Annotated in this window: 21 protein-coding genes and 2 tRNA genes; 1 reads left to right on the plus strand and 22 read right to left on the minus strand. The window is 56.0% G+C overall.

Going from position 1 to position 23,716, the window contains the following annotated elements:
- The 15 genes from OZ10_RS00005 to uvrB form a co-directional block, all read right to left on the minus strand.
- The coding region (locus tag OZ10_RS00005) for a TrbL/VirB6 family protein (protein WP_236726930.1) at positions 1-887 on the minus strand (887 nt) is incomplete at its 3' end.
- A gap of 109 nt (positions 888-996) precedes the next feature.
- Positions 997-1,821 carry a hypothetical protein gene (locus tag OZ10_RS00010; RefSeq protein WP_039563608.1) on the minus strand — a complete coding sequence of 275 codons (825 nt, stop codon included), beginning with the start codon at positions 1,819-1,821 and terminating at the stop codon, positions 997-999.
- Positions 1,822-1,875: 54 nt separating this feature from the next.
- Positions 1,876-4,317: a VirB4 family type IV secretion/conjugal transfer ATPase gene (locus OZ10_RS00015; protein WP_039407533.1), complete on the minus strand. Its 2,442-nt coding sequence runs from the start codon at positions 4,315-4,317 to the stop codon at positions 1,876-1,878.
- 81 nt (positions 4,318-4,398) lie between these two features.
- The gene (locus OZ10_RS00020; protein ID WP_039407530.1) at positions 4,399-4,707 is read right to left on the minus strand and encodes a VirB3 family type IV secretion system protein; all 309 of its coding nucleotides are present in this window, start codon (positions 4,705-4,707) and stop codon (positions 4,399-4,401) included.
- The gene (locus OZ10_RS00025) at positions 4,700-5,092 is read right to left on the minus strand and encodes a TrbC/VirB2 family protein (RefSeq protein WP_039407527.1); all 393 of its coding nucleotides are present in this window, start codon (positions 5,090-5,092) and stop codon (positions 4,700-4,702) included. The genes OZ10_RS00020 and OZ10_RS00025 overlap by 8 nt, the downstream gene beginning before the upstream one ends.
- A 70-nt stretch (positions 5,093-5,162) precedes the next feature.
- Positions 5,163-6,092 carry a lytic transglycosylase domain-containing protein gene (locus tag OZ10_RS23045; RefSeq protein WP_081419185.1) on the minus strand — a complete coding sequence of 310 codons (930 nt, stop codon included), beginning with the start codon at positions 6,090-6,092 and terminating at the stop codon, positions 5,163-5,165.
- Between the two features lie 42 nt (positions 6,093-6,134).
- Positions 6,135-7,166: a P-type DNA transfer ATPase VirB11 gene (virB11, locus tag OZ10_RS00030; RefSeq protein WP_039407524.1), complete on the minus strand. Its 1,032-nt coding sequence runs from the start codon at positions 7,164-7,166 to the stop codon at positions 6,135-6,137.
- 12 nt (positions 7,167-7,178) lie between these two features.
- Complete coding sequence (locus OZ10_RS00035; protein ID WP_039407521.1) at positions 7,179-8,435, minus strand: TrbI/VirB10 family protein; 1,257 nt, start codon at positions 8,433-8,435, stop codon at positions 7,179-7,181.
- Positions 8,432-9,205 carry a TrbG/VirB9 family P-type conjugative transfer protein gene (locus OZ10_RS00040; protein ID WP_039407519.1) on the minus strand — a complete coding sequence of 258 codons (774 nt, stop codon included), beginning with the start codon at positions 9,203-9,205 and terminating at the stop codon, positions 8,432-8,434. Before OZ10_RS00040 ends, OZ10_RS00035 begins: the two co-directional genes overlap by 4 nt.
- 2 nt (positions 9,206-9,207) lie before the next feature.
- Positions 9,208-10,137, minus strand: coding sequence for a VirB8 family type IV secretion system protein (locus OZ10_RS00045; protein ID WP_039407518.1), 930 nt, complete (start codon positions 10,135-10,137; stop codon positions 9,208-9,210).
- A gap of 65 nt (positions 10,138-10,202) precedes the next feature.
- Complete coding sequence (locus OZ10_RS00050; RefSeq protein WP_039407516.1) at positions 10,203-10,607, minus strand: hypothetical protein; 405 nt, start codon at positions 10,605-10,607, stop codon at positions 10,203-10,205.
- Positions 10,608-10,960: 353 nt separating this feature from the next.
- Positions 10,961-12,631, minus strand: a complete 1,671-nt coding sequence (locus OZ10_RS00055; RefSeq protein WP_039407513.1) for a type IV secretory system conjugative DNA transfer family protein — start codon at positions 12,629-12,631, stop codon at positions 10,961-10,963.
- A gap of 34 nt (positions 12,632-12,665) precedes the next feature.
- On the minus strand, positions 12,666-12,908 hold the full coding sequence (locus OZ10_RS00060; RefSeq protein WP_039407510.1) for a hypothetical protein: 243 nt from the start codon (positions 12,906-12,908) through the stop codon (positions 12,666-12,668).
- Positions 12,909-13,533: 625 nt separating this feature from the next.
- Positions 13,534-13,608, minus strand: a tRNA-Val gene (locus OZ10_RS00065).
- Positions 13,609-13,703: 95 nt separating this feature from the next.
- The gene (gene uvrB, locus OZ10_RS00070; protein ID WP_039407507.1) at positions 13,704-15,725 is read right to left on the minus strand and encodes an excinuclease ABC subunit UvrB; all 2,022 of its coding nucleotides are present in this window, start codon (positions 15,723-15,725) and stop codon (positions 13,704-13,706) included.
- A gap of 140 nt (positions 15,726-15,865) precedes the next feature.
- Between uvrB and OZ10_RS20315 the strand changes: the two genes are divergently transcribed.
- The gene (locus tag OZ10_RS20315; RefSeq protein ID WP_052209924.1) at positions 15,866-16,408 is read left to right on the plus strand and encodes a GspH/FimT family pseudopilin; all 543 of its coding nucleotides are present in this window, start codon (positions 15,866-15,868) and stop codon (positions 16,406-16,408) included.
- A 51-nt stretch (positions 16,409-16,459) separates the two neighbouring features.
- Here the strand turns inward: OZ10_RS20315 and OZ10_RS00075 are convergent.
- The 7 genes from OZ10_RS00075 to OZ10_RS00100 form a co-directional block, all read right to left on the minus strand.
- Positions 16,460-16,536 (minus strand) — tRNA-Asn (locus OZ10_RS00075).
- A gap of 52 nt (positions 16,537-16,588) precedes the next feature.
- Positions 16,589-17,038, minus strand: coding sequence for a type IV pilin protein (locus OZ10_RS00080; RefSeq protein ID WP_039407505.1), 450 nt, complete (start codon positions 17,036-17,038; stop codon positions 16,589-16,591).
- Positions 17,039-17,049: 11 nt separating this feature from the next.
- Entirely contained in the window at positions 17,050-20,943 is a 3,894-nt protein-coding gene (locus tag OZ10_RS20320) for a pilus assembly protein (RefSeq protein ID WP_052209923.1), read from the minus strand.
- 10 nt (positions 20,944-20,953) lie between these two features.
- Positions 20,954-21,463, minus strand: coding sequence for a pilus assembly PilX family protein (locus OZ10_RS00085; protein ID WP_039407503.1), 510 nt, complete (start codon positions 21,461-21,463; stop codon positions 20,954-20,956).
- Positions 21,464-21,466: 3 nt separating this feature from the next.
- Positions 21,467-22,633, minus strand: coding sequence for a PilW family protein (locus OZ10_RS00090; RefSeq protein WP_039407501.1), 1,167 nt, complete (start codon positions 22,631-22,633; stop codon positions 21,467-21,469).
- Entirely contained in the window at positions 22,630-23,109 is a 480-nt protein-coding gene (gene pilV / locus OZ10_RS00095; protein WP_081419188.1) for a type IV pilus modification protein PilV, read from the minus strand. Before pilV ends, OZ10_RS00090 begins: the two co-directional genes overlap by 4 nt.
- On the minus strand, positions 23,106-23,621 hold the full coding sequence (locus OZ10_RS00100; protein ID WP_039407499.1) for a GspH/FimT family pseudopilin: 516 nt from the start codon (positions 23,619-23,621) through the stop codon (positions 23,106-23,108). Before OZ10_RS00100 ends, pilV begins: the two co-directional genes overlap by 4 nt.
- Between the last annotated feature and the right edge of the window lie 95 nt (positions 23,622-23,716).

Here is a 23,716-nt window from a genome sequence, read left to right on the forward strand (position 1 = left end):
GCCATGAAGCTACCCAAGGTACCTTGGAAGAAGAACGCGGCCATCGGAGGTGTCGTCAAGATCAGGAGCGTCAACAATACGCCCATCCCGCCGGTTTGCATGGCCTGGCTTGTGATGCCGTTCGTAAAATCCATGTCCAGCACCATGCCAAGCCCCTTGACCGCCCAGAGCGATCCAGCGACCTTGGCGACCATCTTCATGCAGATCGACACCATCGCGGCCAGCACGCCCATCGAGAACATCGTACCGATACCATAAAGCAGCCACTTCTGGAACAGCTGCTTGGTCTGGTCAAATAACAGGCACAGAATAAACAACGGCCCAAACCCGACGAACATCGCAATGGCCACCTGATACAGCAGCAACATGGCAGCGGCCGTCAACGCCGGTCCACCCGTACCGATGCCGGTGAACCACATGGCGGTCGCTTTCTCTCGTTGCAGGCCTTCATCATCGACGACTTGCAGCGAGTCTATCGTGGTCAGCGCGACCTGCATCCAGGCTAAGCTCTCATCGATTTGATGCTCTGCGGTTTCATCTTCTTTTCCGGTGATAAGCCCGGTGATTTCCTGAGGAACGTCAACCGCCAGAAACTGATGAAGGTCCTGACCAAACATGCCCATTGACGATGCCACCATCACCACCAGCGCGCCACGCGCCATGCCGGTGACGAGTGCCATCATCGAGTCCCGGCTCTTTCCGGAGATAATCAGATAGCCTTGGAACAGGATCCAGAGTGTCATGAGCGTCAGTGCAATTCCTGCCACCCATCCCATCATCCGGCGCATGGTCTCCAGACCGAAATTGTAAATCTCGATCCGGAGATACTCGATAATGGCTTGGAAAAAGAAGAAATCTCCAATAGACCCACCATCGGCTACGCGCATGCTAGGAAGCCAATTGGAAACTGTGCTAACGATGTCCATAACCATGAGACGCATTCCTTGGTTCTAACGGTGCCGAAGCGCAAGCTCCGACGAAATTGCCGAGTGACAACTAGTTTGTCTTTTCGTTTTTCAGCGCTGCGCGCAGAGCGAGATTCTTGACCACCGTGCCCAGCAGCACTTCCTTACCCTTAAGCGCCTGTTTGGCAAGTGACTTTTGCTTGTCCTCCATCAGAACGATATATGTCTCGTATGCCTGATTACGGGCGGTCCATGTCGACATTTGAATATCCATCGCGTTTGACAGGGTTCTCAATTCGAACATACGCGCATCCACCGCGCCCGGCGTATTATTCCCTGCTGCACGAAACACGATACGATCAAGTTCCCGCTGAAAAGCGGGCATCGTCACTTCAATAAAATCAATCGAATCGTTGTAACGCTTATTTTTAAGCATCTGAATGTAAGCGCAGGTCTTTTTTTGTTGCTCGTCGATTCCTTCACTGTTCAACGCCTCCTTGACCTTACTGGAAATAATTTCCTTCAGACCCGAGACACTGAACACACTGGGAGCCTCTCCACCGCAGCGCTCCTTGACCATGTATTCCTCGTCTACTTTCGCCAACTCTACACCGTCCGGTAGCATTGATCGGTAGCTCGCCAGATCGATGAAGGCCATTGCGGCGTCATATTGTTGTTTCCACCGTCTTGCCTGGTCGATGAAATACTGCGCCTCTTTCGCGTATTGCGAATTATCTTTCGCAAACTGCCAAGCAGATTGGACCCGCTGTGTGAAATTTTCCACCAGGTTTGCTGGATCGATGAATGTCACAGCCTGACCATTCAGGCAAGCCGCGCAGCCAAGCACCAAGACCAGCGTCCGTAACTTGGACCCAACCCTAGACGATTTATCGGCGCGATCCTTTTTAACATTCATCTTCTTCTCCAGCTTCTCTTATTCGATCAATCGAAATATGCAACGTCCTTGCACTCAAGCAGCGGCGACCTGCTGCTTCTTGCTACGCGACCCCTTGCGCCTTTCGTAGAAATTCTCTAGCCATTCTTCGGGCGACAACTCACTGACATGAACGCCACGCCTGAGCGCAGCATCCTGAATCACTCGGTGCATCACCTCGATGTTATCGGTCGAAGCGGAAATCACCGACAACGCATCATCCATGCCGCGCAGGTTGAGCTGACAGACACTAGATGCGTGCCCCTGCTTCACAAGGAAACACCGAGACCGCTCGTCCAGTGCGGTTACCACTTGGAATTCTGCATCGGTAAGCTTCAACCCTTCGATGTAGTCCTCCTTACTCGCATTTGGATTAGGCAGCAGAATCAAGGTCGCCGTCTGTTCGATCAACGCTGCGGCAATGTCGCTCTTCAGCGCGTCCTCCGGACTTTGGGTAGCAAAGATTCCCAGTCCGTTTTGTTTACGAATGGTCTTTTGCTTGTTTTTGGCAAACTCTTTCAGACCACCCTCTCCATCGAGAATCTTCCAGAACTCGTCCATCACATAGATCAGGGGGCGGCCGTCGATCAGCGACTCGAGCTTGTGCAGGAGATAATTGATAACCGGCACGCGAACTTCAGGATTATCAATGACATCGGTATAATCAAACCCGATGATATTGGCTCGACTGAGGTCGACAGTATCTACCGGATTATCGAATACCCAGCCTAGCGAGTTACCCATTGTCCAGCGCCGCATACGGGCATACAGCCCGTCGTCGCCCATATTGGGAAGGCTCTTTTGGAAGTTACTCATGCTGCGCAAATGCATTGGCGTATCGAGCATGTTTTCGACAGCTCGATAGATATCTTCCTCTTCGCGCGAGGTATACTCCCGCTTGCCAGCCAGCACCTTGATTAACTCTGCCAAAAACTGAACATTCTCTTCTGAGCGCTCGCACTGGAAGGGATTGAACCCGGTAGGCTGGCCATTTTCCAGGGCAAGATAATTCCCACCGCAAGCACGCACAAAAATTTCGGCACCACGGTCTTTATCGAAGAAGAAAATGGTGGGCGAAGGCTCGTACTTTTGTACCTGGCTCAGCAGGAAGTTGATCAGCGCTGTTTTACCGGTGCCGGATTTACCGATCACCATCGTATTTGCGATCGCCTTTTCGCCAAGCGAATTTTCTGACGGGTGTGTGGCGTGGAAATTGAAATAGTACGGCTGCCCATTGGTGGTCTGCAGCGTTGTAACGCAGTCTCCCCATGGGTTGTTGTGCTGTTTACCAGTCGCAAAATTGTGCAACGGCGACAAACCCAGAAAATTCAGTGAACTAATATTGGCCAAACGCGTCCTGTAGCGCCAGTTGCCGGGCAATTGAGAGTAGAACGACGATGCGATTGCGATATCTTCCTTCGCGGAAACAAAGCTTGCATTCGAGAGTTCGGCGCGCGTCGCCGCAATATTCTGCGACAAGCGTTCTTGGCTGTCAGCGTAAATGGCAATCAGGAAGTGGTATTCGCCCAGCACAAAGTTGCCTGACGACAACTGATCCATGGCCTGATCGAGCTCGACAATTTGACTAACGGCTTTGTCACCCGACGAAATCATCATGCCCTTCGTGCGATCAAGGACCTTTAGCGCATCTTGACGGCCCATGGGGCTAAATGAATGGGTGATGACGTATTCAAAATCGAGATACTTCAGCCCATTCAAGATTCCAGGGAACGTTGCCTCTGCATATTCCTTGATATTGAGAATGGCGCCAAAATGATTACCGCCATTTGGCGTTGTTACCAGGAAATCGCCCGTCTTGGGCGAAAACGTATGCCGGCTGACAGGCAGATAATCCTTGATCGGCGCCGACAGGACAGGAACCGGCTCATCAATGCGGTTGATCAGATAGCCAAAGAACTCAAGCGCTTCAGAAAAGACAACACCGTTCTTCGCCTCGTACATTCCCAGACGATAAGGCGAGTAGTCACGAATGACAGCTTCGACGTTACCAGCCATCTCCATCAACTTGGCAATCGCCTGATTCTGCTCAGCCTGAAGCTTTTCGATATTGGTCGATTTTTCGACGAAGCGCTTTCCCGCGACGACAGGGCGGTAAATCATCGTCAGATACAACTCGTTCTGCATGATCCGCTGCGCCGACAGCATGTCGAAATATTCGTCAGAGAGATCCTGATTGAAGCGCTGCCGGAACGTGCTTTTGCTCTTGAGACGACGCTTGCGGCGGACGTCATGCACCCAAAATGCCACGTTGACAAAATCAGGGGCACGCAAGGTCTGCAGCAGGCGATTGAACGTGTTGTGCTTATGCTCCAGATCCCAGTCTTCACGCCCTACGAAGGGCAAGCCCTCTAGATGCCACGTGATCAGGAAATCGCCGCCCGTGGTCTTGATGACCGCGGGTGCAACATGAGATGACAGCGTAACAAAGTCACCAATGGGCGCATCTGGACTGAACATGCTCTATTCCGTTGAAAACGCGTAACTAGGGGCCTTCCATAGAGCGGACCGGCAGCACGCTGCCGGTCCGATGTGCAGGCGTCAATCTTTCGGCGCAGGGGTCCGACGATAGTTATTCGGCGAAAACACCCAGTTACCAGAATGATCTCCAACATTCCTGACCTTGAACTGAAATTGCAGCTTCAGTCCAAGCATCCGAAAGATCATCTCGTCACGGCGCGCCATCTGCCGCAGGATGAAAATCTCAAGAGGAATGGCAGCCATCACCCACATCCTGGTGTAGAGAGACAGCAGAAACGTGCCTCCCACGATCAGGAAGAACGGCAAATATGGGACGCCCAGAAACATCGCTGGACGCGTGCAGCCCCTGAAGACGACGTTCTTATGCATTCATGTACTGGCTGAGGTGCATCACCATTGCGGTGCACTTCTCACCTTCCTCGCCGATCAACATGGTCGAGATCTGTCCGGCAGCACCGATGAGGACTCCACCGATCAGGATCGGCGCGACGTCACCAATCCGCTTGTGCGCGAATGCAATCTGGTATCCCGAGAAGATGACAGCAATGGTCACCACGGCGATCGACGCCATGCTGAGCAAGCCGTTGATGTCTTCAAAGAAACCGCAGACCTTCTGATCCGTGCCGCCGTATGAGGTTCCGCCTGGGCCAGCCAACGCTGCGCCCGAAGCAAACACAGCGACCGACGCCACGGCGTAAGCAATTGTCTTGAGCGTACGACGTGCATTTGCAATGTCTTGATTGTTCATCTTCACTGTTAATCTCCTTGATGATGGTCTGGCAACAACTACTAGCCGGCACTGCCAGCCGTTGGGTTTGCAATCGTCAGAAAACGAATGCGGTATCTACACTCGGCGCAGTCGGCGCCGTGGATGACTTCTGCTGGTTCATGGGACGTGCGCCATTGACTTTTTCGCCCCATGGACGCACCACGACAGGAGCTGAGGAGTTGCCGAGTCCCGACGCAGGTGCTTCTTGCTGCGCGTGCGAAGTCGGCTCGCCGACTGGCTCGCTCGGCCCGGGCCCACTCCGCTTCGTGAGCGCATTCGAAACAACACTGGAAATCGCCGCATCGGCCGTCCTCATCAACGCGCCTCGGGCGTACTCCGACACGCTCGAAGGAGCAATCACCAATGCGGGGTCACCATTCCGCTGGGGTGTGAACTGCGCTCTCTGTGCCATTCCCTGCACCCTTTCGACTGTGCCTTGGTCGACAATTCTACGCTCTATTTGCATATTTGGAGGTGCCGTGACCCGCGCGGGCTTTGACGCCTGCCTTGTATTCACGACGGCAATCGGAGCGACCGCCTCAGCTCCTTTCTGCCCCTGAATAGACGCATAGATCTTTTGCACGTAACCATGTCGATACCCGGTGACGAAATTTCCCGAGTAGTAGCAGCTGAACGATTTACCCCAGTCATTGCCGGAGCGCGAATAACATTCAGCCAGGATCTTGGACCCGGCCTGCAAATTGGAACACTGGTGAAACGCCTTTTCGTACGAGCTTAGGCCGTATTTGGTCAGGTTGTAGCGATTCACTTGAGCCAAGCCGACCGAAAAGTTGTAGCCTTTCTCTTCGAGCATTCTAACTGTAGCTAGCGCTTCTCCCATGGTTTTGGGTTGCCGCACGAGCCTACCCCCGACCACGCCGATGGCGTAGGGGTTACTGGACGACTCGACGTTCACTACGTGTTGCATCACCGACATGGGAACTGCCATTTCGGAACACGCAGCCATCTCAATTCCAGGAAGCATGACTCACCTCATCAGCTCTCGAAGTTCTTGACGGGCACCGCTTCACGCGAACGCACGCTCAGGGTTGAAGTCGATACCTGTGATGTAGCGCCGACCTGCATGTGCCTTGATGTGTACGACGACGTCAATCGTCATCATCAACAGACGCTTGATAATTGCGAATTCAAGTCCGGATCCTTCGGCGGACGCCTTCACCATCAGCGCCAGCTGGTCCCAGGTTTGCTCAGGACTACCGGCATGGCAGCTTGTAATCGATCCGGGATGGCCCGATGCGCAATTACGGATGAAGTAGAACGCCTCGTCCCCTCGTAGCTCCGCTAAAATGATCCGGTCCGGCTTCATGCGCAGGCACGCTTCCATACAGCTTTTTGCAGATACGTTGCTCGCGCTTTGCCCACCTTTCGAATAGAGCAAGTGAACCGTATTTTGCTGCGTGAGAAATAATTCCCGCGCGTCCTCGATCGTCACAAGCCGCTCATTCTCCGGAATGTGGTGGACGAGCGACTTCATGAACGTCGTTTTACCACTGCCGGTTGCGCCCGACACGACGATATTTTTCTTATAAAGTACGGCGCGCCTGAAGAACTCGGCATAGTTGCGGGTATGCCGCAACTCTAGTAGTTCGCGATCTTGGTCGGTGAGGCTATGACCGGTTTCGAGAATCTGATCGAAAAAGCCGTCTTCTTGGTATTGCGCCAGCGTCTTCGTGTGCTTGGAGGGAAGACGGATAGTGATCGATACCTTTCCAGCGTCGCATGCCGGGGGGATAACGAACTGAGCACGCTGGCCGGTCGGGAACGTCAACGAAACCACCGGGTCAGCGTCGGTGATTCGCTGCCCCGTGTTGCTTTCGTTGACCACCGCGGTACAAAACTGCCGGGCGCGTTCAAAGGTCAGGGTTGGTACCTCGACACGCTGCCAGCCCGATGCCGTTTCCAGATAGAGCTCGCCGGGACGATTAATACAGATTTCCGTCACGTCTTTGGACGTCATGTATTCGTGAATACCCAACACTTCGTACTGATAGCGCAGGAACTCACTTGATACGTCGGCAATTTTGGACTCGGCGTCCATCGCAGCTATCCGTTATCGGCGCCGTGCAAGCACAGCGGTGAAATCGACATCTTTGGCCACATACACATTGACCACGACACCCTGGTTAATGGTGACCGTTGGCGGGCGGCGCATATTCTCATTGAGCGCTTCACCGGCCAGGCGCTCCATCGTGCGCGCAGTGGAACTTTCGTAAGGCTGCTGAATTGCCAGCCCATTGCCTGTGATGGTCGTCGTCTCAGGGCCGCTCTCAGCTGCCGCGTATTTGAAGATGTCGGCCAGCATACTGATCATCAGCGCCGAGGTGATGCGACTCCCCCAATGTGCACTGTATTGGCCCGGATGCCCTGCGCCACCCAGCTGGTCTACGCCAGGGCTAGACATTGCAACGTCGATACCGTTCGGGGTAGTAATGCGATCCCAGATGACCGAGACGCGCTTACCAGTCGGACCACCACCATAGGCCCCGTAGATCTTAGATCCCTTCGGTAGCAGCAGACTACGTCCATTGATGGAATACACGGGCTCGGTTAGCAAGCAGGACGTAAAGCCAGGCACGTCGGTAATGATGCGCGTCTCGAGCACACACCGCAGATAGGTGCCTCGCACCAGCAGTGCATCCGGGTGATTGATGAAGCTGGCGCTGGATACATCATCCACATCGGGGCCACGCTTGGGCTCACTATCCTGAGGCGACGACTCGCCACCGGACGCACGCGACATGAGCTGCCGATACATCTCATCCGATGGCTGCGGTGGCGCATCAGCGCCAGCGTCGCCGCCCTGGCTGCCCGAGCCGAGTCCTGTCGAGGCCATGCGCCGCTCAAGCAAGCTTGGCCCGCGATCGTTACGCGGGGCATCCGACATCGGCTGATAATTGACTTGCGGAGGCGGCGCCGAGTTAGGAAGCGCAGGCAACACGTCGATCGCATCCGGCTCACTCGCCTGCACCGGCTCGGGATCGCGCTGAAGGTTCGGAATTGTCGGGGTAGCGGTGCGCGCGACCTGCGTCTCCTTTTTCGGTGCTTCTTCCTCGTCACGCGACTTCCGTAATACCAGAAACCCCATCAGGATCAGCAGCGCAACGATACCTGCGAGGAAGACTAACGCCTTCCTGTTCAGCCGTTGATCTTCCGCGCTTCGCAGCGTTGGCGCGGCAGCGTCCAGATTGGGGGCATCGCCCTGAGCACGACTGTAGTACGGGTTCGAGCCCAGTGCTTCTTCGTGGGTATCACGCGCTGCATCAGCCTGCTCACGACTTTGATCGTTGTTAGAAGTATTTGGACTCATTTCTTCGCATTCCTTCGCAGCCCGACCACGTTATCACCGTGACGGATAACCAGATAAGGGTACGTCCCATGCACGACCAACGTATTCCCTTCAACAGTGGTATTCACCACAAAATCTTCGCCATGCTCTTGCTCGCGCCCAAATACGGCCGGGAAACTACCGGTCTGGAATTCAGGAGACGGATTTAACTTCAAATAGGTAAAACGGCCGTCGTCGTAGGCACTGACCGGGATCAACCACGCCTTTTTCTTGTTTCGGGTGGAATACGAATAGTCAAAATAGTACTGACGATCCTTTGCCAATTCACTACTCAGCAACGGCTTGACTTCTTCCTCGACCGCTTTTTGAGCAACAGCAAACTGCGTGTCACCGGGATAAGTGAACGCAATCTTATACTGTACACCGTCGCGACGGGCCTGCTCCAGCTGGCGCCAGTCGGTCGCGACGACCTTCAGCTCGAAGATGTAAGAATTCATCTCAGTACGCACCATCAGGTTGGTGTCCACGTCGACGTTCTTCGGCTTGAGATAAAAGACGTTGCCCCGACGGGTCAGCTCCCAACCGCTACTGAAACCCGTACTGTAATCCAGTATCTTCTCGTTTGGGCTCAGCTCGATCTGCGTCGTGATTCCTAGACCAGTCCGAACTTGGTAGATCTGATCGGGCTTGTAATCGTAGTAATCGACTGCCTGTGCCTGCACGGCAATTGGCGACGCGGCGATTGCTGCAAGAAGGGCCAATGCAAGCCCGTATTTACGTCCACTACTCATACTCATCGGTTGCTTGCTCCCTCAGCAGTTCCAATGGAAATTGGCTCGACCGTTTGTGGCCCCACCGCTTGAGGCGCGCCAGCTCCGATAACGGGCAATTGATCGACTCTCGCGTCCGGCATCTCGGCAGCACCCTGCGCCGCCGGGGCAGCTTGATCAGCCGGTGCATCGAGTGCTTCGGCGTCGTCAGCCGGAACCGGTACTCCCTTCGAGTAGTCCGTATCGGCTCGGTATTCAGCTACTTGGAAGCCGAGCGGATTCAACACCCTGTCCTGCTCGGAAAACGCTACGTCATTGCGGTAAGTAAAACGCATTGTGATAATCCGGCTATCCAGATACCTACTGACGCCCGTTCGCTTGTCAAATAGGCTGCGCTGGATACGCACTGAAGCACCACTAAACCCACCATCAGGACGCGCATCGAGAGGGGTCAAGCTCAAAATTTTGACCCGGATCGCTTTCTCACGGCCATACATGACAAACGGATTTGCCGGGTTTGCTTTCGCGTAAAGCTGTCGATAGGAAGCGGCGACCGAGTCAGATGACATCAAAAAGACCAGATCCCAATCCCGCAAACCCATCAACTGCGAATCATAAGATTCACGCGCCAAGACATATTGCGCGACGTTGCTCCGATTAATAGCTTCGTTCGTGGTAATTTTTTCACCCTGGAACGTTCCGGTCAGGCGAGCGACGGTTGCCGTTCCGGTATAGGCATCGGCCATTACCAAGAAGGGAACCTTCTCCTTCAGTGGAAGGATATAAAAATAGCCGCCTGCCAAAATCATTGACAAAACTACCGAGCATCCTGCAACCATCCAGGCACGTCGCTCGCTCTTGCGGGCCATGTCGGCCACAGTGATTTCATAACTGACGGCCTTGGCGACAGACTGCTCTACCTTGGCTCCCGCGGCTTCCTTCTTACGGAACATGGGTTATCCGTTGATTACCAAATACGATCGTTGGGCCCGCACCCACCGGGGGGCGGCAGAGGGATCTACTGATTAGCGCCAGGCTTGGCGGCCGAGCTTGATGCCGGCTGTACAACGATCTTGTTGCCGACAACCACAACCGAGACACCCTGGCCCGCATAGACAGCACTCAGGCTGGCTGCAGCCTCATTGACATTGGTACTAGAAATTTCTGCTACCGCGCCAAATAGCGTGTAGTCAGAAAGGATCTTGTAATCCAGATCCATGCTGGAATCCTTGGCCCATCGCTCCAGCATCGCCTTCAACGTCCCGTCCATAGGCGTCGCCTGGTAGACATAAGACTTATAAAGCGGAATTTCCATGGTGGTCTTGGCAAATCGGTTGACAGGCTTCCACCGTCCACCGAAATCAGGGGCAGCCTTGGTCGCGCAAGCGCTGAGCAAGAGAATTGCACCCGACACTACACACATTTTTAGGACCTGCGCTTGCCTCACGCTACATCTCCATGGCGGGAGTGATGGCTTTCGCCAGACGAGTTCACTTCGGCCACTGGCTTGAATGAACCCAGAGGTATCTTTCGCCAAGCACCTGCCCAAGCCCGGCGCAACTGCCCGAGACCCCAACAAAACCAAGGCGGAAGAAACAAATTTGATTGAAAAATCATCGAAACGTTCCATGTTGAGCCCCAATCGAGCCGCTCCGGCTCGCCGCAGATCTTGCCCCAATCTTGACTTGTCAATTTGCACTGATAGCGACGCCACGTCAAGCATTAGTTAAAATTTCAGCAAAACAGGCACAAGCCCAACAAATGGCGTGATAGCGTTCACAAAATATCGATTGGCTTAATGTCTACCTTAGCCAACAGCCTGGACGTGAAATATTTGTCTTCGTAATACCTGATTTTGTCGCACTTGACAGGATGCGGAATACCCTCGTACAGAAAGACCTCTTTAGCCATGCCCATCGCCTTGAGCTCCTGCGGCAACATCAGCGCCCGACGCTCCTCTGACACGCTATGCGTGGTCTCCCGCCCCCTGGTGACGTTCTTCTTCTTGATGGTGGTGTAGCCCAGCATCTCGGAGTAGTCGTTGGCGTCCTGCTGTTCGCGTGGTGCGTAGAGGATCTGCAGGGCGTGGTTGGTGATGATGGTGCGCGACAGGTCCTTGCCGTAGGTCGCATCCAGCTGCGCCATGCTCTGGATGATGGGCAGCAAGCGGATGTTGTAGCCGGCCATATAGGCTACAGCGGTGGCGATGATGTCCACCTTGCCGATCGAGGTGAATTCGTCCATGAGCAGCAAGCACTGATACTTGAGCTCCGGATTGGACTTCGGCAGCTCACGGGTATTGAGGTTGATGATCTGGCTGAAGAGCAGGTTGATGATCAGGCGGCTCTCGGCCAGCTTGTTGGGCTGGATGCCGATGTAGATCGTCATCTTCTTCTTGCGGAGGTCCGTCAGCAGGAAGTCGTCGGCGCTGGTGGCAGCGTCCAATACGGGGTTGATCCACGCGTTGAGCGGTTCTTTCAAGGTGCCCATGATCGAGGCGAAGGTCTCATCCGCCTGTGACAGCATGTTGGCAAAAGCCGACTTGGCATTACTGCTGAGGAACCGCCGCTCCGACAGCGACTTCAGGTACTTCTTCAGGTCGGTGCCGTCGCCCGACGAGAGCCGGTAAATTCCGCCCAGCGTCGGCGCCCCTGCCCCGCCCGGGAAGCCCAACGACAGCTCTTCGTCCCAGTTCTCGAACAGATACAGAGCAAAAGCCATGAACGCATTGCGCGCCTGGCTGACCCAGAATTTCTGGTCGTCCGAGCCATCCGGATACAACATCGCGGCAATGCTCATGAGGTCCGAGACGCGGAACGCCGGGTCGTTCGACACATAGGTCAACGGATTCCAGCGATGCGTGCGCCGGTCTTCGGCGAACGGATTGAACAAGAAGACTTCGTGGCCCTGACTCGCACGCCAACCACTGGTGAGATCGAAGTTTTCCTGCTTGATGTCCAGGACGACGATCGATTCCTGGTACTCGAGCAGGTTGGGGATGACGACGCCGACACCCTTGCCTGAGCGCGTCGGCGCCGCAAGGATCACGAATTGCTGCCCGCTCAAACGCACCAGCTTGCCGTTGAATTTGCCGACAACGATGCCGTTCCCGCTGGGCTTGAAGAGCCCGTGCTTGGCAAGATCGGCGGCGCCAGCGAAGCGTGCGTCACCATGCAGGGCTCGCGCCTTCGGCTTGAGGATCAATGCAATCGCAATGAGCCACACGATTCCCGGCAGACCGAAGCCAATGACACCGGACATCTTGATCTTGGTGGCGAACGGAGCGACTTGTGGCAAACCCAATGCACTGAAATAGCGGTAGTAGGTATCCCAGCTGTACAGAGCCGTATCAAGCCGCAGCAGGAGCAGCGTGATATAGCCAGACAGCAAGTACCCGGCAAGCACAGCAACCAAGGTGGCAATCGGAATCGTTTTGGGTTTGGACATGCGCCCTTCTCCTTAGGCTTGCATCTGACGACAACTAGCGACGAACGACGGGCTTATGATCGATCAGGCCGGACTTGCGCCCCCCGCTCTCACTTTCGACGAGAGAGTCGATCCATACCTTCGCCTGATCCAGGGACAGATCGGGCGTGATTCGCGCCCCCGCATCGGTAACGACCGCGTACGCCACAACAGCATCAGGTGCATACATCTCATCGCGCGTGATCGCCACGACGCGATACCCTCCTCTGGTCAGCACGGTGTGCTGATACTCGTCCATCGCCAGCCTTCCTTTCCGTCAGCGCGGGTGGGATGTTAAAGCAGGACGTGTGACGGAGAAAGCGCTTTCGTTGGACTCACGCGACCGTACTGGCCGGGCAGCACTGGTCCGGAAGCGGTGCGGGTGAGCCTGGATTGGATCACGCCTTGGGGAGTGGCAGCTAGCCAGGGACGTCGACCGATCGTAGAAGCCAGCTGCTTGCATTGGCTACGCGTCCAGGTCGTCGTCCGAAGTAGCGTTCAGTTAGCTGGTCAACCGACCCGCGCAAGGCGACAACCGCGCATAGACAATAAGAAAGAGTGAACTCCACAGCCCTGTCGTAGATCGGGTAGATCGGATGGGGTTGGCCGCAACATCGTCCCGGGGCCGCGGCAACGTGGACTAGCCACATGGGGAGCATCTTGCAGGCTCACCGCCCAACAGACACAACCAACCACCGTTGCGCAAGGCTAGATCCGAGGCATCTTAAACCCAGCGAAGAAGGGTTGAAATCGATCATCGAAGATCCAACCAAGGACAGGCCGAAGCAAGAGAAGCTTCTGAGCAACGTCACTTCTGGAGTCAGTGGCAAACGTCGTTGCCGATCTTGAAGCCACCCAAGCCCTTATGTCGTCTGGACTTGAAGTGGTGGGCGGTACAGGGTTCGAACCTGTGACCCCTACCATGTCAAGGTAGTGCTCTACCGCTGAGCTAACCGCCCGAATCCTGCGCCAGCATTGCGCTGCGCAGGGCGCGCATTCTAGCGCAGGGTTTTGAGGACCACAAGCCCTCCTTGCATGTGAGCGACGCCCCGCCCTACCCCAGGCTTGCCGCCTTCAACTTCTGGATCTGGTCACGAATCTGGGCCGCAGCCTCGAACTCCAGATCCTTGGCGTGCTGGTACATCTTCTGCTCCAGGCTCTTGAGCTTGCCGGCGATCTCGGCAGGCTTCATCGCACGATAGTCCGGCGCTTCTTCGGCCACCTGACGCAACTTCGAACGTCCCTTGCCAGCCTTCTTCTCGGCGGCGTCCTCGCGGGCACCCTCCATGATGTCGGAGATCGGGCGCGCCACCGACTTCGGTGTGATGCCATGCTCGAGGTTGTACTCGACCTGTTTTTCGCGACGCCGGTCGGTTTCGTCGATCGCCGCCTGCATCGATCGTGTCATCTTGTCGGCATACAGGATGGCCTTGCCGCGCAGGTTGCGCGCGGCGCGGCCAATGGTCTGAATCAACGAACCAGTCGAACGCAGGAAGCCCTCCTTGTCCGCGTCCAGGATCGCCACCAGCGACACCTCCGGCATGTCCAGGCCTTCGCGTAGCAAATTGATGCCGACCAACACATCGAACTTGCCCAGGCGCAGGTCGCGGATGATCTCCACGCGCTCGACCGTGTCGATGTCCGAGTGCAGATAGCGCACGCGAATGCCGTGCTCGCCCAGGTATTCGGTGAGGTTTTCGGCCATGCGCTTGGTCAGCGTGGTGACCAGCACGCGGTCACCGAGCTTGATGCGCTCGTGCACCTCGGACATCAGGTCGTCGACCTGGGTGCCCACCGGGCGGATCTCCACGACTGGATCGATCAACCCCGTTGGACGCACGACCAGCTCGGTGATTTCGCCGGCGGACTCGCGTAACTCGTAGGGTCCCGGGGTCGCCGACACATAGATGCTGCGCGGAGAGCGCGCCTCCCATTCTTCGAAGCGCAGTGGCCGGTTGTCGAGTGCCGACGGCAGGCGGAAGCCGAACTCCACCAGCGTTTCCTTGCGCGAACGGTCGCCCTTGTACATCGCGCCGATCTGCGGAATGGTCACGTGGGATTCGTCGATGACCAGCAATGCGTCCGGCGGCAAGTAGTCGAACAATGTCGGTGGCGGCTCACCGGGCGCTTTGCCGGTGAGGTGCCGCGAATAGTTCTCGATGCCGTTGCAGAAGCCCACCTCGGCCATCATCTCCAGATCGAACTGGGTGCGTTGTGCCAGACGCTGCGCTTCCACCAGCTTGTTCTGCGAATACAGCTGTTCCAGCCGTTCCTTCAGCTCTTCCTTGATCGTATCGACGGCGCTGAGCGTGCGCTCGCGCGTGGTGGCGTAGTGCGTCTTTGGATAGACGGTGTACCGCTGCAGCTTGCGCAGGGTCTCGCCGGTCAGCGGATCGAACAAGGTCAGCTGCTCGACATCGCCGTCGAACAACTCGATCCGTAATGCCTCGGTATCGGACTCGGCCGGAAACACGTCCACCACCTCCCCGCGCACGCGAAACGCGCCCCGGGTGAGCTCGAATTCATTGCGCGTGTACTGCAGATCGGTGAGATGACGGATCAACTGCCGCTGGTCGATGTGCTCGCCGATCGACAGGATCAGGCGCAGCGACAGGTAGTCCTCCGGTGCACCCAGTCCATAGATCGCCGAGACGGTGGCGACCACCAGCGAGTCACGACGCGAGAGCAGCGTCTTCGTCGCCGACAGGCGCATCTGCTCGATGTGCTCGTTGATCGAACTGTCCTTCTCGATGAAGGTGTCCGACGAGGGCACATAGGCCTCGGGCTGGTAATAGTCGTAGTAGCTGACGAAGTACTCGACCGCGTTGTTCGGGAAGAACGACTTGAACTCGCCATACAGCTGCGCTGCCAGCGTCTTGTTGGGCGCCATCACCAGGGTCGGCTTCTGCACCTGCTGTACGACATTAGCGATGGTGTAGGTCTTGCCCGAACCCGTCACCCCCAGCAGGGTCTGCTTGGCCAGGCCGGCCTCGAAGTTGGCGACCAGCTTCTCGATGGCAGCGGGTTGGTCGCCGGCTGGAGAATACGGGGAGACGAGTTCAAAGCGGTCGGTCATGGAGCGAATCTCGGGGGAGGACGGTACGAATGGCGGAGGCCACTTTCGGTAAAAGTCTGACAGCCCATCAAGTGAGAGCCGGCCTTACCTGGGCCATAGGCGCCGTAGAGACTGCTTGCTCCGAGCCAGGGAGCAGGACGGTGAAAGCAGTGACTCGTTCGTGCGCAAAAGGGTACACGGCAGTACAGCTAGTGATCGTGATGGCGATCATCGGAATCATGGCGGCCATCGGCCTGCCCAGCTTCAATGCTTTGATCGAATGGCAGCGAGCACAGGCACGGGTTCACGTGCTCACCGTACATCTGGCGACGGCCAGGAGCATGGCCATCACGCATCGCCTGCCGGTTAGCGTCTGCCCATCCGTAGACGGCACGAATTGCCGACCTGACAGGGACTGGAGCCGGGGATGGATTCTTTTCAACGATCCAGCGCGTAGTGGGCAGCCTGCGGACGCGGGCTCGATCCTTCGGATCGAGCAGTATGCTGCGAGCGACAACATCAGCATCACTGGAACGATCGGCCGATCGCTTGTCCGATTTCTTCCGAACGGCCGCAATGGCGGCACCAACATCACGATCAGCCTCTGCACGGGCGCGCAACGCCTGGCCGATGTCATCGTCAACAACTCAGGGCGAACGCGGTCTGTCCGATACAGGCAACCAACTACCTGCCCCGGCCGGTGAGCCACCGCAAAAACAAAGAGGCCGCGACTAGTCGCGGCCTCTTCAACATCTTGGCGCCCGAAGTTGGACTCGAACCAACGACCCCCTGATTAACAGTCAAGTGCTCTAACCGGCTGAGCTATTCGGGCGGGGAGGCGTATTCTAGACGCAACTTTACGTCAGTGCAACACCTTGAGTGAGCTACCAGCAGCCGGCAGTGGTTGAAGCATTCGGAGTCTTCACCCCGGCCTGGTTCAAGGTCATTGTGCCGCATGTATCCCGCAGCTGACTGCCTTGCGGCGTCGCAGTCAAAGTAAAAGCGGATTGACTAGCAGCGACTGTGATCAAGTACTGCGCAGTCCCACCTTCACGCGGCGACTGGATGGTGGTCGAACCATTCCCAAAGCGAAAGTTTGCATACGTATTGTTTGTGGTATGCGAGCGCTCGGCCAGCTGCGCGTATTCGACAAGATCCGCCTTTGCCTGTGCACGGCGTGACTTGCGTATGTGTTCAGCATAAGAAGGGTACGCGACCGCAGCCAAGATCCCCACGATAGCGACCACCACCATCAATTCAATCAAGGTGAAACCATGACCCCCGGCATACTGAGACAGCCGACGAGCAGCGAAGCGAGATAGGCGTGGCGACATTGGAACCTCCTTTACTGAATCTGGCGCCAGGATTGGCGGCCACAAGGATAAGGAACATACATGGGCGCCGCGCCTGCCACGTTGACGACCATCCAGCATCCGGAACCTGCCGGAACAACTGGGGCGGCTGAGCCATCCTTTGGATTAACCTTGGGTTCAAGCCTAGGTACGACCGATACCCCCACATCCTTCACAGGGGCGTTTCCGCCCGTGTTGAGCGAAATACCGGCAGAACCGCTAGCAAGCGTGGAACCACTGATCCCGCCCATTCGAACACCAGACAATGCGCCCACGCCAGTACGCGGATTCAGGCCGAATAGCCAATTCACGCCATCGGGGATGCAGCCGCTACTCGCAGCGAGCGGCGCATATGTAGGCATAAAGAGAATTCCCGAGACAAGCTCCGGATAACCTACGAATCGCTCGCCGGCGGGCAAATCCACATACCACCCAAGCGCTGTTGTCGGAGCAGTACCTACTTGCAAGCTGCGCGTCGCGCCGCCTGTAGCAGTCGTGACCGAATAGGGGGTCAGGTTCGCCCTACCTAGGGTCGTGGCGATCACGCCATCCACCTGATCCGTAAAACCGTACAGACTTTGCACGTGTTGCGCGGAGCTTGGCAGGCTGTCGTCGTTGAACGAAAAGCTACCAGTACCAAACAGCACCAGGACCCCGCCATTTTCACCAGAAGCAGCCTGCAGTCCACCGGTAATGGGCTGCCGATAGGTGCGCCCACCTTCGGTATACAGCCCCGTCGTGAACGCAGGAACGGTTACCGAAGCTGCGGTCGACGTAAGATCGAACTTCCAGATCGCACCACGAAGATCGGCGGCATAAACCGTGTCTGCATAGCCATCCCGCGTACGAGCCGGCACACCGGACGGGTCGACTGTTAGATTGTCCACGCGATCCAGAACAATGATATTGCCAAGCCCGTTCCGGCCACTGACCGCGTTCCCCGGCTCCGTCGCCTCGATCATACGAACGACCGGAGTCGACGACGTTCCGATGTCCACTACAAACAGGACAGCTTTGCCGCTGGCGCTGTCATAGCCGTTTCCGAAGATCGCTTTCCAGCTCACCGAGCCATTGGCGGCACGCACCGGGACAATGACGGGCTTGCCGAGCACGTGTCCGATATTGGAACGCACTGCGGCATCACCGCTGAGGTCGTTGATTTCCCACAGTCGGCTTCCACTACCGAACGCACCCGGATTGGTCACATCCAGAGCAAATGCGCCGCGACCACCGGCTCCGGTCGTGCCAACCAGCGTCGTTTTCCAACTATTGCTGTAGTAGGTGTCTCCCACCGCTAGCGGGCCATCGACGAAATAGCGATGGTCGAACGAGGGGATAGTTCCCTTGACTGCCTGGTACGGCAGCAATAAATTGCCCATATGCCCATAGGATGTTGCAGGAATATAAGCAAAGCGTTCGCGGCCGCCAGTACCGGTCACAGTACCACTGCTGTTAATTCCTCCATCGAAAGCATGTAACATTCCATCATTTGCACCGGCATATACCATGTATCCCCGACTAGCACGCTTATTTTCCAAGTAAGCGGTGTAGGTCGTTCCCAAGGTTCCACTTAGAGCCCTGTATCCGTAATCGTCGGTAGGAGCACTGATCAGCGGCGCAGAGTTGATTATATCACCGAGCACGGTGCTGCGATCACGAAATTTGCCTTTCTGCTGAACTTCCCCACTTTGATCACCCAATAGATAACTCGCCGCCGTCGCAGCGGTTGCCCCGAGATCGGTTAGGTGCTGTGTTGAACAGAGCGTTTGGCCGCGATAAAGCGTCTGAGAGAGCCCACAAAGGCCGTCGAGACTAATGGCCGTTCCTTCGAACTTTCGTACATTACTGCCATCGTTAAAAAAAACATTGCGAGCATTAGGCGCGGGAATCTGCCCGGAAGCCTCCCACAGCTGAGTGAAGCGGGCTTCCCGTGTAGCGGGATCGACCGAGGCCTGGCTTGCTTTAAGTTTACTCGACCAATCGGTTCCGTTGTTCCTTATCTGATACTCAGGCGCGACCGACAAGGAGCCCGTGCCGATTCGTGCCCCCGTCAGCGCCAATGTTCCGGAAGGCGAGCTGGGCGAACTAGCCGCGGACAGAACACGCTGCATTGCGGCCGTTACTTCCGCCGGACTTTTTGCATTGATGAATTGCCCTCGACCATTTACGGTGGCATGCCAAAGCTCATCAATTACCCGACCGTCGTCACCATCGTTTGGATCACCATTTGCATTCCAGTCAGGCGCGTTCGTATAAGGGTCGGCGGTAGCGGACTGATTAACTTCATAGATATTGCCTTGCGCACCAAGCGTGATTGCATAAAAATTCATATGCAAATCTTTCTGGCAGTCCAGCCGCTTCCAGTCTGGCGACTCCTTTGAGAGTGTTGCGCACTTGTCATCCACAGGCACCAAACCCGCTTGAAATCCCTGCCCGGATACTAACGGTGTCGACGCCCCCGAATAGTATGAGGCAGCAATGTCAGCTATAGTGTTTAAGTAACCGTCAGAAAAAGGCAAGGCAGGAAAATCTACGGTACCAACTGAATCAGCATTATCATACCCAGAGACCGCGTCCGAACTATTCGTATAACCGTCAGTAAACAACATGCCGCCATTCTTTTGACATGCGCGCAATACCGGAGCACCATCCCCGATGCGTAAGAACTGCTTACCTAAGTAATCGACAGCCGTGCGATTCGGCGTTCCTCCTGATGGCTTCAGCTTATAAACCTTATCATATAGGGAGGCAATTTCGGAATCGACACCTACGTCATACATGGTAACGTTGGCGCGATTATTAATCGTAAAATACCCCACGCGCATTTTTTCGATAGTCGATAAAGCGCGCGACTCTGACCCAACGACAGCGAGAATACGATTGCGATGATACTGAAACCAGTTTGCGAAGTTCTTGCTTGCTTCGCCATAGGCATTTACATTGTTGTCGTAATTACGCAAAGTAATTTGATAACGCCTCATATTGCAGCCGGGACCACAGGCATTTCGAATTACAGGCCGATTAGCATCATTGGCCAGATAATTCACCGGAGCCGGAGCAGCTTCCGGCAGGTAGAAGGTAGCAGGCACATACCCGATTTGCACTCGACAGCTCGCTGCAACGGTGACCGTTGAAGCCAATGTGGTCCAATTGCCGTTACTACTTGGCAACCCATCATTATTCGCAAACCCTGCATTATTGAATGTATTGCATGATCGAGCAGAGGATCGGTAACGGGTGCCTGCCGGTATCGTCATCCCAGTAAGGAACTGGAAGAACTCGTCATTAGCCTCACGATATGCAAGGTCGTACTTAGTGGAGTAACCGGTGGAGAAGTCATTGCCGTAGATAGAAGGATCACGAGGATCGGCCCGAGCTTCACTAAATTTAGCATCCTCCCAAAGAGTTATGGGGCTCCCTTTTTTAGGGGGAAGTGTCCAAGGATTGTAGACAACACTCGGATTATAATAGCTCGCATTATAGGTTGGCGATCGCGCAAACCCGAAGATGTCAAGCGGGGGAATCGCATCTCCCGGAGTATAAGCAGCGTTATAGCCACTATGCGGATATAAGTAGAGATAGCAATCCGCCGAGTTACTCGCGCATCCCTGAGCGGCATCAAAAAAAGTTCCGGCCGAACTGAAGAAACTGGTGCCATTCCAACGCAAACGGCCGTCCCCGCCTTTAAATATTCGCTCGAACGTCATCGAATTCGAGTCATCCACAGCCATAATAAAAGCAGGAGGAACCGAGGCTGAATTATTGAGGGGAGCCTGCGCCAACGCACCCTGCCCTTGTGCAGCAATCAAGTTGTAGACGAAGTAGCCACCGGCTGCGGCAAGCACGATCGCGGAGACGACAGCGGTTCGGAAAATGCGAGGGGACATGCCGGCAGCCTCAGAGCTTGAAGATGGTGTCGATCGATGCCGATGACGAGGCATCCGTCGCGGCATCGTTGGAGAATGTGGTGATTTGGTATACCGGCGTCACGGGGTCGAGTGGATCCCCCATCGCAAGCGATCCTCCGCCGATGATGCACGAGTCGATGCGCCGTACATTGACCGCTTCATTCACCGTGGTTGCCTTGCTGCGCCCCCATGCAACCGGGTCAAATGCCGCATCACAGTTCTGCTGGATATCGGTATCGACTAAAGGGGCGCCTGTCGGCGCATCCGTACGATTAGCGATGGCCTCGATGGCACGCTCGCTCCGACGCGTCACTCCTTCGGCATTCTGAAATGCGATATTGGCCGCCAAGTAATTAGATGCCATTTTTTCCTGCATCCCTGCCACTTGCATCCCCGCAATGCCAATCAGGGCCAACAGGATCAGCATGATCAGGGCAACGTAGAGCACCGCGCCACGAGGGCGAGCGGACAGAGGGCGCATGCGAGTATATGTATTCATGAGTCAGTTTCCGAACAGTCGATTGCGCAAGGCGATCGTGGACTCGTACGTCATTCTGTACCGCCCGTCAGTTTGAGCAGGTAGCGCAAAAGATACTCCTAAGGCGCTTGGATAGCGCACCGCAGTCGTTGGCTTCTCAGCGGCGGAAGGTAAAGGACTACGGGCAAGAATGCCGACCTGGACCTGTCCCACGCGTCTCCATTGGCCAGCTGCAGCAACATCTGCACCGGTGGAAACATCGCTTGCGATGGCTTGAGTGTTGATGTTGCCCAATGGCGGGGAGGTTGTGGACATATTGGCGGTCTGATCGAGACCAAACAGCAACTGCAGATTTTCGATACCTTCAACCAGCTCCTCTGGTGTTCCGTAATCGTCAAGACCGTTCGAGCGCGCACGCATAAGCGCCGGCTCGCCCGTTGTTGCCGAGGTTCCCACGTAGTACACGAATGATTCGGCTCTGTAAATTAGCGCCTGCCCAGTCGGCCTCGCCGAATAATTTGACAAATTCGTTCCATTTGCAGTGACCTTGTCGCTGGCGTAGACACCCTTGAATACCGTTGCATGTGCGCAATCAGCGATTCCAAATAAAGTGGGAGCGGCCTGGCCGCCCTCGGTCAAGCGTAGGCCACTAGTAGCATTGAAGTTGACCACGCTGTTACTACCCGACGTCAGCCCAGTGATCGGCACGCTCTCTGGCGCCAGGTAGCGCAACACGAGGATGTCGCTACCTCCGCGCGGGTTGAGCTTGGAAATCGATGCTGGCAGATTCGTTGGTACCGCCCAGTTGGCTCCGATCGTCAGGATATTGGTCGGTTTGGTGTTGGGCGCTTCGTAGCCCTGCACGCTAACACTGAAATCCAGCGGATGGCCTGAGCCACTAGCGGCCCCGGTAGTTACCACCGGGTCCCCCTCACCACGCACAAAGTGCGCTTGGTCATTAACGCAGCCGAAGTGCCCTGCCATGCGGATGTCGCGCTGCAGAAACTCCAACGCAAACCGCCCGTTCTCCTGAGCACGCGCACTTCCTTCTGCAAGCATCGATGCGGTACGGGATGCCGAGAAGACCTGAATCACGCCCAGCATCAACACAAGGCCGATCACCATGGCGATCATCATTTCGATCAAGCTGATACCGGCAATTGCAGGCTTGGACGGGGAGCGGGGAGTCATAGCTGAGACACCAAGGTGAAAGTTGTGAGCGCATTCGGGTTGCTTGCATCCCAGCGCTGGTCCCCCCAGCTGATGCCTACGGTGACTTGGCCGTTGGTATTTAGCACTGTCGCACTGGCGCCCTCTCCCAACGCCTGTACCACCTGACACTTCCAGCGTGCGATGTTGGTTGCGACCGTGAGGTCGGTTCCAAGGGGTCGGCTGCAACTGGCAACTGTGACCGTGTTTGCGGAAAAGGTAGCGTCGGTATACCAGGCCGATTGGAAGCGATTGCTGCGCATCTGGTCTAGTAAGTCGTAAGCCAGGTTAGTGGCCTGAGTACGATAGTTGGCGCTCTGCACGAACCGCACGTTAGCGGTCTGCAATAGTGCAAACCCAAGCAGACCAAACGCAAGAACGACGATGGCGATCAGCACTTCGAGCAAGCTGAAGCCATCGGACCGGGAGCGCGATACGAAGGATCGGGGAAGCATCATTGGCAGGCGCCTTTCTGGGACGTGATCTGACCGGCGCCATTGACGACCAACGTGCGGCGCAATGCCTGCCCATCACACATGGTTGGCTGCAGCGTGATCTGCTGGTTGGTGGAAGCAAGCCTACGCCCCCTCCCATCGAAAGCAATCGCGGTGCCGGACGGGCCGGAATTGCTCAGCGACCGGTCTATCGAAACGAAACGCAGAACGGTGTCGCCACTCTTGAAAGCGCCATCTCCATCGGTATCCGCCCAAGCCAGCATTCCGCTCGCCCAGTTATTGTCGCAGGCCGTTCCCGACGCACTGCCGCAAACTCCCCCCCCTCGGCGATTGCGTATCGCTTCGCTGCGGGCAAGAGACAGTAGCCCGATGGTCTCATTGGCGCTACTCGCGACGCGATTGGAGCGAATCACTCCACGAAAACTTGGAAACGCGATGGTAAGCAAAATCGCCAATACGGCGATCGCAATCATCAATTCGACAAGTGTGAAGCCGGTAGATCGGCGATAAGACATTGGACGCTCCCCAGCGTGACTTGCTCAAAATGCATCGCCCACCCGCTGGAAACAAGCGCCCAGGGGATGAGCGGTCGTTTCAGGGGCACCGACGT

The sequence above is a fragment of the Xanthomonas cannabis pv. cannabis genome, assembly GCF_000802365.1.
Classification (GTDB): domain Bacteria; phylum Pseudomonadota; class Gammaproteobacteria; order Xanthomonadales; family Xanthomonadaceae; genus Xanthomonas; species Xanthomonas cannabis.

What these genes read in the sequence shown, in the direction of transcription:
- OZ10_RS00085 (WP_039407503.1), bottom strand. Translation starts at nt 21,463, where the DNA reads ATGAATACATATACTCGCATGCGCCCTCTGTCCGCTCGCCCTCGTGGC.
- uvrB (WP_039407507.1), bottom strand. Translation starts at nt 15,725, where the DNA reads ATGACCGACCGCTTTGAACTCGTCTCCCCGTATTCTCCAGCCGGCGAC.
- OZ10_RS00015 (WP_039407533.1), bottom strand. Translation starts at nt 4,317, where the DNA reads ATGTTCAGTCCAGATGCGCCCATTGGTGACTTTGTTACGCTGTCATCT.
- OZ10_RS00050 (WP_039407516.1), bottom strand. Translation starts at nt 10,607, where the DNA reads ATGTGTGTAGTGTCGGGTGCAATTCTCTTGCTCAGCGCTTGCGCGACC.
- OZ10_RS00080 (WP_039407505.1), bottom strand. Translation starts at nt 17,038, where the DNA reads ATGTCGCCACGCCTATCTCGCTTCGCTGCTCGTCGGCTGTCTCAGTAT.
- OZ10_RS00045 (WP_039407518.1), bottom strand. Translation starts at nt 10,137, where the DNA reads ATGTTCCGTAAGAAGGAAGCCGCGGGAGCCAAGGTAGAGCAGTCTGTC.
- OZ10_RS00010 (WP_039563608.1), bottom strand. Translation starts at nt 1,821, where the DNA reads ATGAATGTTAAAAAGGATCGCGCCGATAAATCGTCTAGGGTTGGGTCC.
- OZ10_RS00090 (WP_039407501.1), bottom strand. Translation starts at nt 22,633, where the DNA reads ATGACTCCCCGCTCCCCGTCCAAGCCTGCAATTGCCGGTATCAGCTTG.
- pilV (WP_081419188.1), bottom strand. Translation starts at nt 23,109, where the DNA reads ATGATGCTTCCCCGATCCTTCGTATCGCGCTCCCGGTCCGATGGCTTC.
- OZ10_RS00060 (WP_039407510.1), bottom strand. Translation starts at nt 12,908, where the DNA reads ATGGACGAGTATCAGCACACCGTGCTGACCAGAGGAGGGTATCGCGTC.
- OZ10_RS00055 (WP_039407513.1), bottom strand. Translation starts at nt 12,631, where the DNA reads ATGTCCAAACCCAAAACGATTCCGATTGCCACCTTGGTTGCTGTGCTT.
- OZ10_RS00100 (WP_039407499.1), bottom strand. Translation starts at nt 23,621, where the DNA reads ATGTCTTATCGCCGATCTACCGGCTTCACACTTGTCGAATTGATGATT.
- OZ10_RS23045 (WP_081419185.1), bottom strand. Translation starts at nt 6,092, where the DNA reads ATGCTTCCTGGAATTGAGATGGCTGCGTGTTCCGAAATGGCAGTTCCC.
- OZ10_RS20320 (WP_052209923.1), bottom strand. Translation starts at nt 20,943, where the DNA reads ATGTCCCCTCGCATTTTCCGAACCGCTGTCGTCTCCGCGATCGTGCTT.
- OZ10_RS00035 (WP_039407521.1), bottom strand. Translation starts at nt 8,435, where the DNA reads ATGAGTCCAAATACTTCTAACAACGATCAAAGTCGTGAGCAGGCTGAT.
- virB11 (WP_039407524.1), bottom strand. Translation starts at nt 7,166, where the DNA reads ATGGACGCCGAGTCCAAAATTGCCGACGTATCAAGTGAGTTCCTGCGC.
- OZ10_RS00040 (WP_039407519.1), bottom strand. Translation starts at nt 9,205, where the DNA reads ATGAGTAGTGGACGTAAATACGGGCTTGCATTGGCCCTTCTTGCAGCA.
- OZ10_RS00020 (WP_039407530.1), bottom strand. Translation starts at nt 4,707, where the DNA reads ATGCATAAGAACGTCGTCTTCAGGGGCTGCACGCGTCCAGCGATGTTT.